Genomic DNA, 13,039 nt, shown 5'->3' on the forward strand with positions numbered 1-13,039 from the left:
ACCATCGTGCACCAGGCATCAGGCACCGACCGGCTGGCCGACCACGCACCGAGGACGGAGGCCCCCCTCGGACGCCTCGGCGTACAGCCGACCGTCATGGAGGAGATCAACCGCCTCGCGAGCACCGGACTGGACGTCGCGCTCACCGACCCGGCCCCGCGCTTCGAGCTGAGCGATCACACGCAGGGCCAGGTCGACCGGGCCCTGGCCGAGCAGGTCGCCCGGCCCGACTTCGTGCAGTGGCTCTTCGACGCCGAGACCCATCCGGCGGGCCGGGCCTGGTGGGGGGTGGCCAAGCGGGCGGTCGCGCTGCACACGCTCTACGACGTCGGTGGACTCGCCACACCGGCGCAGGGCATCGACCCGGCGGCGTACGACGCACCGCTCTTCGACCAGGGCACCCGAACGGCGCGCGACCTGATCACCCAGGAGAACAGCCCGGCGGGCGCGGACCGCATCCTCGGCCGCTACCGGGACTTCTTCGCGGGCGGGGCTCTCGACGACAACGCGGACGAGTACGGACTCACCTCGCGCGACTACCTGATCGGGGTCACGGACTCGCATGCGGTGCGCACCCGCGCCGACTGTGCCTTCGACCTGGTGCACGAGCATCTCCGCGACCGGCCGAACGACCAGCCCGTGCGCACCCTCAGCCTGGCGTGTGGTGCGAGCGGGCCGGTCCTCGACCTGGTCGACCGGCTCGAGGCACAGGGCCGGCCCGTCGACCGGGCCGTGTTCGTCGACCACGACCCGTTGGCACTCGCGACCGTCGCCGGCCAGGCGAGCATCCGCGGGCACGTCGACCGCGTCGAGCTGCTCCGCAAGAACTTCCTCAAGACGCCGATCACCTCCTACGTCGAGCCGGCCAGCGTCGACGTGGTGGACCTCGTCGGGCTCTTCGAGCACATCCCCACCAGCCGGATGGGCTACCGGATCGCCGCGCACCTGCTCCGCGCCGCGGCCTCGATCACCCGGCCGGGCGGGCTGGTGCTGCTGGCGAACATGGTGACCGACCGACCGCAGCAGGCGTTCTTCGACAGCGTCTGGCCACGGCTGCAGCAGCGCACGATCGCGCAGACGCTCGCCCTGGTCGAGGAGGCCGGACTGCCGGCGACGGCCACCCGGGTGCGAGTGCCGGCGCGCGAGGGCGTCTACGCGGTGTACGCCGTACCCGTGCCGCAGGCGCACTTCCGCGTGCCCTCGGGGCAGCGGCTGCTCGGCCGGGCCCTGCTCGCCCGGTCGCCCGAGTTCTGACCCGAGCCCTGACCTGAGTTCTGACCTGAGCTCTGAGGAGAGAGATGACCTCGACACTCCCCCCGCGGCTCGCGGATCCGGCCGACCGGCACTCGGCCGCCGGCTCGACCGACCGGCCGTGGGCCGCCCTGGTCGCCCTGTGCGTGGGCTTCTTCCTGATTCTCGTCGACATGACGATCGTCTCGGTCGCGACGCCGGCGATCATCACGGCGCTCGATGCGGACGTGAACCAGGCGGTCTGGGTGACCAGTGCCTACCTGCTCGCCTACGCCGTGCCGGTGCTGATCACCGGCCGGCTCGGCGATCGCTTCGGGCCCCGGCGCATCTACCTGCTCGGGCTGGCGGTGTTCGGCGCGGCCTCGCTGTGGTGCGGACTGACGACCACGGTCGAGATGCTGATCGTCGCCCGGGTCGCGCAGGGCCTCGGAGCGGCCATGATGGCGCCGCAGACGATGGCGATCATCACCCGGATCTTCCCGCCCGTCGTTCGGGGTCGGGCGATGGCGGTCTGGGGCCTCACCGTCGGCGTCTCGACGCTCCTCGGCCCGCTCATGGGCGGCGTACTCGTCGATGCGCTCGGCTGGGAGTGGATCTTCCTCGTCAACATCCCGCTCGTCGCGGTGGCCCTCGTGCTCGCGGTGCGACTGGTGCCGGCGCTCGAGACGCACTCGCGCGACTTCGACTGGGGCGGCGTGGTGCTGTCCGGCGTGGGGATGTTCCTCCTGGTCTTCGGCATCCAGGAGGGGCATCAGCAGGACTGGGCGCCGTGGATCTGGGCGATGATCCTCGGCGGCCTGGTGGTGCTCGCGGCATTCGTCTGGTGGCAGTGGCGCAACCAGCGCGAGCCGCTCGTGCCCCTGACGCTGTTCCACGACCGCAACTTCTCACTCGGCAACGCCGCCATCGCCGTCGTCGGCTTCGCGATCACCGCGATGGCGTTCCCGCTGATGCTCTACGCCCAGGGCGTGCGCGGGATGAGCCCGACGGAGGCCGCGCTGCTGCTGGTGCCGATGGCGGTGCTGGCGATCCTGCTCGCCAGGCGGGTCGGGCGGCTCACCGACCGGGTGCACCCGCGGCTGCTGATCGGCTTCGGGTTCGCGGTGATGGCGGCGTCGTTCGGGTGGCTCTCCCAGGTGATGACCGTGGACTCCCACACCTGGGAGCTGCTGTTGGCCACGGCCGGGATGGGCGTCGGCAACGCGTTCATCTGGGCGCCGAACTCCACCACCACCAGCCGCAACCTGCCCGAGCACCAGGCCGGCGCCGGCGCCGGCGTCTACAACGCGACCCGGCAGGTCGGGTCCGTGCTCGGGGCGGCCGGCATCGCGGTGCTCATGGACGGCCGGCTGGCGGCGGAGGGGCTGGACCCCTCCGCCGCGCCGGAGTCGGGCCTGAGCCAGCTGCCCCCCGAGGTCGTCGAGGGGTTCGCCGCCGCGATGTCGCAGTCGATGCTGCTGCCCGCGGTCGTGCTGGTGCTCGGCCTGGCCGTCGTGGCCTGCTTCGAGCGACCTCGCCACGACGGCTTCGACGCCTGACCTGCCGAGCCGGTCAGCGGTGGATCGGGCGGGGCAGGCTGGAGTTGGCGATCCGGTTCTCGGCGTCGATCATCCAGGCGAGCTGCTCGATGCGCTCGATGATCGCGTGCAGGATGTCCGCGGTGGTGGGGTCCTCGGCGTCGACGTCGTCGTGGATCCGACGGGCGGTCCCGGAGACGGCGTACAGGCTGGCCGCGATCAGGTCAACGGCCTGCGCGGTGTTGACCTCGCCGGTCGGGAAGTCCGGAAGGCTGGACTGCGCCGCGACGGTCGTCGCGCGGCCGTCGGGGGTCACGTAGATCGCCCGCATCCGCTCGGAGACCTGGTCGGAGAACTCGCGGGCGGCGTCGACGACCTCGTCGAGCTGCAGGTGCAGGTCTCGGAAGTTGAGGCCGACGACGTTCCAGTGCGCCTGCTTGGCCACCAGGTGCAGGTCGATGAGGTCCACCGCGAGCTGCTGGAGATGGGTGGCCAGCTGCTCGGAAGCGGTGAACGGAGGCTGGGCGACGTGGGTGCTCTGGTCGGAGTGCAGCATGTCGGTCACGAGGGTCATCCTTCCCTTGGGGATGGCTCCATCCAATCACCTTTTCTTGAATGATTCCAGAAAGGTGAGCCTAGCCTCAGCCGCGCCCGGATCCGGTCCCGGACATGCGAGAGGGGCTCACGTCGTACGACGTGAGCCCCTCTGCGACAGGCGCCTGCGCGATCAGGCCAGGTCGAACCGGTCGTTCTCCATGACCTTGACCCACGTCGCCACGAAGTCGCGGACGAACTTCTCGCCCGCGTCCTGGCTGCCGTAGACCTCGGCGAGCGACCGCAGCTGCGAGTTCGAGCCGAAGACCAGGTCGACCGCCGTGGCCGTCCACCGCACCTCGTCGCTGCCGAGGTCGCGGATCTCGTAGACGTTCTCCTGCGACGCCGACGCCTTCCACTCCCGCCCGGGGGCCAGGAGGTTGGCGAAGAAGTCGTTGGTGAGCACGCCCGGCCGGTCGGTGAGGACGCCGTGCTGCGCACCGCCGACGTTGGCGTCGAGCGCCCGCAGGCCACCGACCAGGACCGTCATCTCGGGAGCGTTGAGCCCGAGCATGTAGGCACGGTCGACCAGCAGCACCTCGGGCTGGACCTTCTCGCCCTCGCGCACGTAGTTGCGGAAGCCGTCCGCCCGGGGCTCGAGCACCGCGAACGAGTCGACGTCGGTCTGCTCCTGCGAGGCGTCGGTGCGACCCGGGCGGAACGGCACCGTCACGTCGACGCCGCCGTCCTTGGCGGCCTTCTCGACGGCCGCGGAGCCGGCCAGCACGATGAGGTCGGCCAGCGAGATCTGCGCGCCGCCGGCCTCGTTGAACTCGCGCTGGATGCCCTCGAGCTTCTCGAGGACGGACGCGAGCCGCTGGGGCTGGTTGACGGCCCAGCCGCGCTGCGGCTCGAGCCGGATGCGGGCGCCGTTCGCTCCACCGCGCTTGTCGGTCGAGCGGAAGGTCGCCGCCGAGGCCCACGCGGTCGAGACCAGCTCCGAGACCGAGAGGCCGGAGTCGAGCACCTTCGCCTTGAGCGCGGCGACGTCGCCGTCACCCACGAGCTCGTGGTCGACCGCCGGCACCGGGTCCTGCCAGGGCTGCGTCGGGGCGACCAGGGGGCCGAGGTAGCGCTCCACCGGACCCATGTCGCGGTGCAGCAGCTTGTACCAGGCCTTCGCGAACGCCTCGGCGAACTCGTCGGGGTGCTCCAGGAACCGCTGCGAGATCTTGCCGTACTCCGGGTCGAAGCGCAGGGCCAGGTCGGAGGTGAGCATCCGCGGCTCGCGACGCTTGGACGGGTCGTGCGCCATCGGCACCATGTCGGCGCCCGCGCCGTTCTTGGGCCGCCACTGGTACGCACCGGCGGGCGACTTCGTCAGCTCCCACTCGTAGGCGAAGAGGATGTGGAAGAACTCGTTGTCCCACCGGGTGGGGTGGTAGGTCCAGGTGACCTCGAGGCCCGAGCTGATCGTGTCGTCGCCCTTGCCGGTGCCGAACGAGCCCCGCCAGCCCAGGCCCTGCTCCTCCAGCGGCGCGGCCTCCGGCTCGGGGCCCACCAGGGCCGCGTCGCCGGCGCCGTGGGTCTTGCCGAAGGTGTGCCCGCCGGCGATCAGCGCGACGGTCTCCTCGTCGTTCATCGCCATCCGGGCGAAGGTCTCGCGGATGTCGCGGGCCGAGGCCAGCGGGTCCGGGTTGCCGTTCGGGCCCTCGGGGTTGACGTAGATGAGGCCCATCTGGACGGCGCCGAGCGGGTTGGCGAGGTCACGCTCGCCGCTGTAGCGCTCGTCGCCCAGCCAGGTGTCCTCCGGGCCCCAGTAGATCTCCTCCGGCTCCCAGATGTCCGCGCGGCCGAAGCCGAAGCCGAAGGTCTTGAAGCCCATGTCCTCGAGCGCCACGTTGCCGGCGTACACGAGCAGGTCGGCCCAGGAGATCTTCTGGCCGTGCTTCTGCTTGACCGGCCACAGCAGGCGCCGGGCCTTGTCGAGGCCGACGTTGTCCGGCCAGCTGTTGAGCGGGGCGAAGCGCTGCGCGCCCTGGCCCGCGCCACCGCGGCCGTCGTGGATGCGGTAGGTGCCGGCCGCGTGCCAGCTCATCCGGACGAACAGGCCGCCGTAGTGGCCGAAGTCGGCCGGCCACCACTCCTGCGAGGTGTTGAGCACCTCGACGATGTCCTTGCGGAGCTCCTCGATGTCGAGCTTCTCGAACTCCTCGGCGTAGCTGAAGTCCGCACCCAGCGGGTTGGTCTCCGCCGAGTTCGAGTGCAGCACGGACAGATCGAGCTGGTTGGGCCACCAGTCCTGGTTGGTGTGCGGGCGGCCGCCCGTCCTCGGCGTCGGCGAGGCGATCGCGGGGTTCTCGCTCTCGCTGCCACTGCCGTGCACGACCGGACATCCCCCTTCCGCCTTGCGCTCCACGCCCTGCGGGTCGACCGCGGTCGGGTTCTCGTTGCTCTCGGTCATTGTTGTCTCGCGCTTCCTTCCAACAGGATTCTCAACACTTCGGTGTGATGCCAGGTTTGATGCCGGGTGTCATGCGGGTGCTGTCACGGTGGAGCAGGAGGGGCACAGGCCCCAGTAGATGACCTCGGCCTCGTCGATCCGGAAGCCGGAGTCGTCGGAGGCGGTCAGGCACGGGGTGTGGCCGACGGCGCAGTCGACGTCGGCGATGACGCCGCACGAACGGCAGACCACGTGGTGGTGGTTGTCGTTGACCCGCGACTCGTAGCGGGCCACCGATCCCGACGGCTGGATGCGGCGCACCAGCCCGTTCGCGCTCAGCGTGTGCAGGGAGTCGTAGACCGCCTGGTGCGAGACGTCGGGCAGGTCGCGGCGTACGGCGGCGATGATGGACTCGGTGTCGGCGTGCGGATGCGTGTGGACCGCGCCCAGGACCGCGAGCCGCGGGCGGGTGACCCGCAACCCCGCCTCCCGCAGCAGCCGCTCGGCGTCGGTGGTCATGCCTGCAGTCTGACCGGCTTTCTTGAACCAGTCAAGAATCATCGCCGGCTCGCGGCGGTGCACCCGCGAGCCCGTACCGAAATGCGACGAAGCCGTCCGTCACGTCACCCGGCTCGGGTGACGTGACGGACGGCTTCAGAAGTGATGTGCCTGCCGAGGCGACCTCGCGGCCGAGGGCGCCCGGCAGCAGCGTGTCAGTCGTTCCCGAAGCGCAGGGCGCGGCCCGCAAGACGCCCGGAGAGCGCGCCGTCACGCAGCACCTGCTCACCGTTGACGAACACATGCTCGATGCCCGTCGACTCCGTCCGAGGGTGGGCGTGGGTGGCGTTCGACCTGACCGTCGCAGGGTCGAAGACGGTCACGTCGGCCACCAGGCCGTCGCGCAGCATGCCCCGCTGCTTGAGACCGAGGCGCTGCGCGGGGTACGAGGTGAACCTGCGGATGGCCTCCGTGAGCGGCATCATCGAGTCGCCACGGACGAACTCGCCGAGGATCCTGGTGAAGCTGCCGTAGGACCGCGGGCTGGGCCGGTCCCCCAGGTACATCGCATCCGTGCCGATCATGCCCAATGGGTGTGTCAGGAACGTCTGCAGCCGGTTGCCGGGGGGCCCCGGGGACAACACCTCCGCGACCCGCAGGTCTTCGTCGATGAGCAGATCGAAGAAGGCGTCGACCACGTCGACACCGCGATAGCGGGCGATCTCGCCCAGTGTCCAGCTCTCGAACTTCTCGTTCTTGCCACCCGCGAGATATCCGACGAACACGTAGTCCATCTGCGTACGCCAGGAGTCCCGAGGGTCGGCATCCGTCAGGTCCTGCACGAACCGCCGCCGACACTCCGGATCCGCCAACCGGCGCAGCGTCTCGTCCGGGCCTCCCGACTGGATCCACTGCGGCAGGTAGATCGTCGACCGGGTTCCGGTCCACTCGAACGGATACACGTCGAACGACACATCGACCCCACCGGCGTAGGTCTCGTCGAGCAGGCCGACCAGAGCACCGACCCCGTCCGGGATGTAGTCACGCGTGTACATGTGCGTGACGTGGAGGCGAGCGCCACTTCGCTCGCTGATCTCGAAGGCCTCCTTGAAGGGATCGAGGTGCCGATCGCCGAGCCAGTAGCGAACATGGGTGTGGTAGAGCCCGCCGAGCTCGTACACCTCGCGACAGAGCTCGACGAGCTCGTCGGTGGACGCGTAGCTGCCCGGCGGGTAGTCGAGGCCCGTCGAGATGCCGAACGCTCCCTCGCGCATCCCCCGGCCGACGAGCCGGCGCATCGTGGCGATCTGCTCGGCAGAGGCCTCCCCCTCGTCCCACCCGACCGCGGCGATCCGCAGCGCGGAGTTCCCCATCAGCATCGCGACGTTGACGCCCACCCCGACGTCGAACCGGCGGAGATAGCTGTCGACCGAGCCCCAGTCGAAGGCGATCTCCGGAAGACCGTCGAGGCCCGCGTTCATCCGAGCGAACAGCTCGAGGTCCTTGGACGTCTCGAACGGCGCGTAGGAGAGGCCGTCGACGCCCACCAGCTCGGTGGTGACGCCCTGGGTGAGCTTCGGGCTGTGTTGCGGCTCATCGAGGATCGTCAGGCCGGTGTGCGAATGCATGTCGATGAAGCCCGGGGCCACCACGAGCCCCGACACATCGATCTGGGTTGCCCCGACGGGGGCATCCTTGGGCCTTCGGACGATCCGGACCGTCCCCTCCTCGATAGCGAGGTCCGCTCGGTACCCAGGGTTTCCGGTGCCGTCGACGATCAGGCCGCCGCGGAGCAAGTACGTGGTCAACGCAGGTCACCTATTCCTTCACAGTAGGGAGATCAGCGAGCCGTGGCCAGCTGCTTGAAGGCCATGCCGGTCCCCTCGAGCGCCCGATCGATCACCTCGTCGGTGTGTGCGGTGCTCACGAACCAGTTGTGCCGCGGATGGAGATAGACCCCGTGCTCGAGGGCTGCCTCCGAGAACTCGAAGCTCAGTTTGTGGTCGACGTCATCGACGAACCGCAGGTACGGCATCTGGCTCGGCCCGGTGTATGCGATCTCGAACCCGGCGGCATTGGCCTGATCGACGAGGCCGGCCTTGAAGCGGTCACCCGCTCGGCGTTGCAGGCCGACTCCGTCGATCCTCCGCAACTCGGCGATCGTGGCGAGCGCCGCCGCCATGGGCACCGCGGCGAACCAGAAGGTCCCGGTGCTGAAGATCGAGGTGGCTGCATCGCGCAGAGACTCGCGACCCAGGATCGCCGACACGGCGTAGCCGTTGCTGATCGCCTTGCCCCACACGCTGAGATCGGGCTCCACGTCGACGTCGCGCCAACTGCTGCCCAGGTGGAGCCGCATCCCACACCGCACGTCGTCGAGGATGAGTACGGCACCGGCCGCGTCGCACCCCGCCCGCAGGGCCCCGGCGAACTCGGCGGTGATGAGCTCCTGATCGACCCCGTCGTTGTGCTTGAACGGGGTGATGATCACGCCGGCCAGATCGCCATCGGCCTCGGCGAACGCGTCGCGCAGGCTCGCCAGGTCGTTGTAGTCGAAGTAGACGATGTTCTCGCGATCCGCGGCCTGGATCCCGGCGACTCCCGGCGTGCACCAGGGCGCCGCTCCGTGATAGCTGTGTCGCTCGACGAGGATCTTCGCTCGTCCGGTCGCCGCCCGCGCGATCGTCAAGGCGGTCGTGGTGGCGTCCGTTCCGTTCTTCGCGAAGTACGCCCAGTCGGCGTGGTCGACCATGTCGACCAACATCTCGGCCAGCTCGACCATCCGCTCGGACGGGGCGTTCTGACAGTCCGCGAGCGCTCGTTGGCGCGCCGCCGCCTCCTCGACCGCGGGATGCTGGTAGCCCAGCACCATCGGTCCGTACCCGAGCAGGAAGTCGATGAACTCACGACCGTCGACGTCGCGGATGATCGCCCCATTGCCGCCGGCCAGGAACTGCGGGAAGTTCGCCGGGAAGAGGCCGGCTCGCTGATGCCCGTACATGCCGCCCGGAACCACGCGCGCGGCGCGGCTGCGAAGGCGATGGTCGGCGGACTCACGAAGGGTGGTGCTGGTGTTCGTCATCTCTCCATCTCCGAATCAAAGGACCGTGCGGGGTCACAGGTTGGCGGCATCGGTCCGCCGCACCCGCGCGTAGAGGGCGGTCGCCGTCAGAGCGAGGCAGCCGAGCAACGCGTACTGCCAGGCGGTGGACAGCCCCATGAACACGGCCGCGTTCTGGAGCACCTGCAGGAACGCCGCGCCGAGTAGCGCGCCGATGAAGCTCCCCCGTCCGCCGAACACCGATGCGCCGCCGAGCACCACCGCGGTGATGCTCGCGAAGGTCAGGCTGACTCCCGCTGTGGCGTCGCCGACTCCCGTCTGCGCCATGAAGCACAGCGCACCGAGCAGGGTGAAGACGGACGAGAGCAGGTACGCGAGCATGTGTGTCGGCGTCAGGCGGATGCCGATGCGGTGCGCCGCCGACTCCGAGGACCCGACCGCCCGGATCGACATCCCGGCCCGCGACCGACGCAACCAGCGCTCCAGCCCGATCATGAACAGCACGCCGACGATCACCGAGACCGGCATGAAGCCGATCGAGTACGTCAGCGCATCGGTGATCCGGGTGGCGATCGCCCCGCCTGGGGTCGGTCGCAGGGTGAGTGAGAAGCCCTGCAGCCCGACGTTCGTCACCAGCGTGGCGACGATCGGCAGGACCATGCCGAACCGGACCAGTGCCCCGTTCGTCAGACCCACCGCGCAGGCCGTGGCCAGCATCAGCAGTAGGCCGGTGATCCAGACCGACAGATTCTGGCCGTCGACGAGGTAGAACGACGCGATGACGACCAACAGGCCCGCCAACGGTCCGACCGAGATGTCGATCCCGCCGGTGAGCATGACCACTTGCTGCGCCGCGGCCAGGAACAGCAGCGGCGCCATCAGCAGCAGAATGTTCCGGATGCTGAACGTCGACAGGAACAGTGAGTTCTGGTTCGCGGCGACGGCACCCAGCACCACGATCGCGACCGCCAGCAGGCCGCTCGGCCCGTAGTCGCCGGCCAGGAACCCGGTCAGTCTTCCGGATCGGGAGCGGGTGGTCGCCGCTGGGTCGTGGTCGACCTCGGTGGTCAGCAGATCGGCGCGGTGCGCCGCCTCGGCGATGTCCGTCTCGTGGACGCCGTCCTCAGCCAACGACCTCGTGATCTGCCCTCTCGAGAAGACCAGCACGGTGTCACACAGACCCACCAGCTCTGAGCTGTTGGAGCTCAGGACGACGACTGCCTTGCCGGCGTCCGCCTCCTCGCGCAGCAGCCGGTAGATGTCGGCGCGCACCCCCACGTCCACTCCCTGGGTCGGCTCGTCGAAGAGCACGACCCGGGGGTCAGCCAGCAAGGTGCGACCGATCAGCACCTTCTGCTGATTTCCCCCGGAGAGCTGGCTGATGGTCGCCTCACTGTGCGGCGTCTTGATCGCAAGGCTGGCGATGGACCCCGCGACGGCGCGCGACTCCTCACGGTTCGAGATGAACCCGGCCCGAGACACGCTCGGCAGGGAGCCGAGGGTCAGGTTCTCCCGCACCGACATCTGCATGGCCAGGCCCTCGATCACACGATCCTGCGGCACCAGCGCGATCCCGGAGCCGGCCGCTCTGCTCGGCGTCGCGACGGACACCGCCTCGCCGTCGACGAGCACCCGACCACTCACCACGTCGTGACCGGCGAGCCCTCGCAGGAACTCGCGTTGACCGTTGCCTTCGACCCCGGCCAGCCCCACGATCTCTCCAGCGCGGAGCGTGAAGGATCCACGAGCACCCGATGCCGTCTGGAGATCGCACACGTCGAGCAGCGTCCGGGACTCGGCCGCAGTCGGCCGCTTGTCCGGATAGATCGCTCCGACCGACCGACCGACGATCTGCCCGATCACGTCCGCTTCGGACAGACTGGAGGTGGGCGCTGCGGTGCCCAGCACTCCGTCGCGCATCGAGATGATGCGATCGCAGATCTCGAACACCTCGGGCAGTCGGTGGCTGATGTACAACACACCCACTCCGCGAGCCGTCAGGCGACGGATCTGCTCGAAGAAGGTCGCGACCTCCTGCCGGGTGAACGCCTCCGTCGGCTCATCGAACATCACCACCTTCGGGTTGCCGACGAGAGCGCGCGCGATCTCGACGGCATGGCGTTGAGCCACGGGGACGTCGTGGACCCTGGCCGCGACGTCGATCTGGTAGCCCCACTCGCGCAGCTGCCGGTCGGCCCACGCACGAGCGTCCGAGAAGCTCGGGCGCTCGTGCGCTGGAACGCCGAGGAGCATGTTCTCGACGACGGTCAGATGCGGCATGAGGGCAGGGTGCTGGTGCACGACCGACAGGCCCAGCTCACGCGTGCGGCTCGATCCGCTGCCGACCAGGTCCTGCCCGGCGAGCTCGACGGACCCGCTGTCCGGAGGAACGGCCCCGCACGTCACGCCGATGAGCGTCGACTTGCCGGCACCGTTGCCGCCGACGAGGCCCAGTACCTCTCCGGGGTACACATCCAATGAAGCGTTGTTGAGCGCACGGACGCCCGGGTAGGTCTTCGTGATGCCCCGCAGGCTCAGAACCGGCTCAAGGGGCCCAGATGAAGACATTCAGTCCTCCTGAGGGTCGTACGGGCGGCTAGTTGAAGACCTTCTGCAGCTGCTCCGGCTTCAGGGTCGACGAGACCGAGGCCTCCGGCGGCAGGCTGGGCTCGCACCGGACCGGCTTCGAGTCGTCGGTCGTGTCCTCGAAGATCGGTACCGTCACGATGTTCGGCTCGTCGTTGTCGATGCCCTGGAAGTCCGCGACCGCCTTGCGCAGGGCGATCCTGACCAGCCACGGACGGCCGTCGATCGACATCATCGGGAAGGCGTCACCGGCCTTGTCGTAGGTCTCCCAGAGACAGGACAGTTCGTTCAGGTCGACCGTGGCGATGGCCGGGGTGGACCGCTTCGCTGCCTTGACCGCCCGGAGTCCCGCGACCACCACCTGGGAGGAGTCGCTGATGATCCCGTCGATCTGCTGGTACTGCGTCAGGAGTCCGGCGACGACCTTCTGCCCCTGCGTGGGCTCCCAGTTGGTGTCGTAGGGCTGCCCGGACTTGTTCAGCAGCTTGACGTTGCTGCAGTCCGAGTTCGACGCCATCTCCTCCTCGACGGCCTCGAGCTCCGTGAGGCTCTGGGTATTGCCCGGCGTGCCGCCGAGGAAGACGATATTGCCGCCCTCCGGCTGCAGGGTCTGACACATCCAGGCCGCCCAGATCCCCCCTTCCGCCGCGGTGTTGTTGCTGACGAAGGTCGTGTAGTCGACGCCGGGGGCGCCTCCGGGGTTCGACGTGTAGGGAACGACCGATACGCCGGCCTTGAACGCCGTGCGGAAGGTCGGGAGCATGGCTGGCCCTGAGTCGGGAAACACCACGAGACCGTTCACGCCCTGCGCCACGAGAGCGTTGACGTCGCTGATCGCCTTCTGCGGGTTGTTCTGTCCGTCCGCGTAGGGCAGCACCTCGATGTTGTCGCACCGACTTGCTTCGTCCTCGAACTCCGCACGCGTCACCTTCCGCCATGCGTTCCCGCCCTGGCCGTCCGCGAGCGCCACCTTCATCGGCTTGTCGCCACAGAAGTCAGTGATCTCTTTCAGCTGACTGGTGTCGCCGGTGGTCAGCTTCTGCTCCGACCCTGTCTTCGTCTCCGAGGCATCGGGCGGAGCCACGCTGCATGCCGACATGGCGATCAGTACGGCGGAGACCGAGAGGCCGATGGCCGCCTTCCGCACGG

The 13,039-nt window shown here is 69.2% G+C and carries 9 protein-coding genes; 2 read left to right on the forward strand and 7 right to left on the reverse strand.

What is annotated here, in order from left to right; all coding sequences use genetic code 11:
* Positions 1 to 96: 96 nt before the first annotated feature.
* The gene (locus KM427_RS17385; protein WP_215524717.1) at positions 97 to 1,254 is read left to right on the forward strand and encodes an SAM-dependent methyltransferase; all 1,158 of its coding nucleotides are present in this window, start codon (positions 97 to 99) and stop codon (positions 1,252 to 1,254) included.
* A 44-nt stretch (positions 1,255 to 1,298) separates the two neighbouring features.
* Positions 1,299 to 2,789, forward strand: coding sequence for a DHA2 family efflux MFS transporter permease subunit (locus KM427_RS17390; RefSeq protein WP_215524718.1), 1,491 nt, complete (start codon positions 1,299 to 1,301; stop codon positions 2,787 to 2,789).
* A gap of 13 nt (positions 2,790 to 2,802) precedes the next feature.
* Here KM427_RS17390 and KM427_RS17395 read toward each other — a convergent pair whose 3' ends face one another.
* The 7 genes from KM427_RS17395 to KM427_RS17425 form a co-directional block, all read right to left on the reverse strand.
* Positions 2,803 to 3,324: a Dps family protein gene (locus KM427_RS17395; protein WP_246391179.1), complete on the reverse strand. Its 522-nt coding sequence runs from the start codon at positions 3,322 to 3,324 to the stop codon at positions 2,803 to 2,805.
* Positions 3,325 to 3,495: 171 nt separating this feature from the next.
* Complete coding sequence (gene katG / locus KM427_RS17400) at positions 3,496 to 5,766, reverse strand: catalase/peroxidase HPI (protein ID WP_215524719.1); 2,271 nt, start codon at positions 5,764 to 5,766, stop codon at positions 3,496 to 3,498.
* 69 nt (positions 5,767 to 5,835) lie between these two features.
* Positions 5,836 to 6,264, reverse strand: a complete 429-nt coding sequence (locus tag KM427_RS17405; RefSeq protein WP_183593597.1) for a Fur family transcriptional regulator — start codon at positions 6,262 to 6,264, stop codon at positions 5,836 to 5,838.
* Positions 6,265 to 6,458: 194 nt separating this feature from the next.
* A complete protein-coding gene (locus KM427_RS17410; protein ID WP_215524720.1) occupies positions 6,459 to 8,051 on the reverse strand; it encodes an N-acyl-D-amino-acid deacylase family protein in 1,593 nt (530 codons plus the stop codon).
* 32 nt (positions 8,052 to 8,083) lie between these two features.
* On the reverse strand, positions 8,084 to 9,325 hold the full coding sequence (locus tag KM427_RS17415) for an aminotransferase class III-fold pyridoxal phosphate-dependent enzyme (protein ID WP_215524721.1): 1,242 nt from the start codon (positions 9,323 to 9,325) through the stop codon (positions 8,084 to 8,086).
* Positions 9,326 to 9,358: 33 nt separating this feature from the next.
* On the reverse strand, positions 9,359 to 11,872 hold the full coding sequence (locus tag KM427_RS17420; RefSeq protein WP_183593594.1) for an ATP-binding cassette domain-containing protein: 2,514 nt from the start codon (positions 11,870 to 11,872) through the stop codon (positions 9,359 to 9,361).
* 28 nt (positions 11,873 to 11,900) lie between these two features.
* A complete protein-coding gene (locus KM427_RS17425) occupies positions 11,901 to 13,037 on the reverse strand; it encodes a substrate-binding domain-containing protein (RefSeq protein WP_215524722.1) in 1,137 nt (378 codons plus the stop codon).
* Positions 13,038 to 13,039 lie beyond the last annotated feature (2 nt).

This window comes from Nocardioides sp. LMS-CY (assembly GCF_018732145.1).
Classification (GTDB): domain Bacteria; phylum Actinomycetota; class Actinomycetes; order Propionibacteriales; family Nocardioidaceae; genus Nocardioides; species Nocardioides soli.

Excerpts from the sequence above, each read along its gene's own strand:
- katG (WP_215524719.1), bottom strand. The coding sequence starts at position 5,766 with ATGACCGAGAGCAACGAGAACCCGACCGCGGTCGACCCGCAGGGCGTG.
- KM427_RS17390 (WP_215524718.1), top strand. The coding sequence starts at position 1,299 with ATGACCTCGACACTCCCCCCGCGGCTCGCGGATCCGGCCGACCGGCAC.
- KM427_RS17395 (WP_246391179.1), bottom strand. The coding sequence starts at position 3,324 with ATGCTGCACTCCGACCAGAGCACCCACGTCGCCCAGCCTCCGTTCACC.
- KM427_RS17385 (WP_215524717.1), top strand. The coding sequence starts at position 97 with ATGGAGGAGATCAACCGCCTCGCGAGCACCGGACTGGACGTCGCGCTC.
- KM427_RS17405 (WP_183593597.1), bottom strand. The coding sequence starts at position 6,264 with ATGACCACCGACGCCGAGCGGCTGCTGCGGGAGGCGGGGTTGCGGGTC.
- KM427_RS17415 (WP_215524721.1), bottom strand. The coding sequence starts at position 9,325 with ATGACGAACACCAGCACCACCCTTCGTGAGTCCGCCGACCATCGCCTT.
- KM427_RS17420 (WP_183593594.1), bottom strand. The coding sequence starts at position 11,872 with ATGTCTTCATCTGGGCCCCTTGAGCCGGTTCTGAGCCTGCGGGGCATC.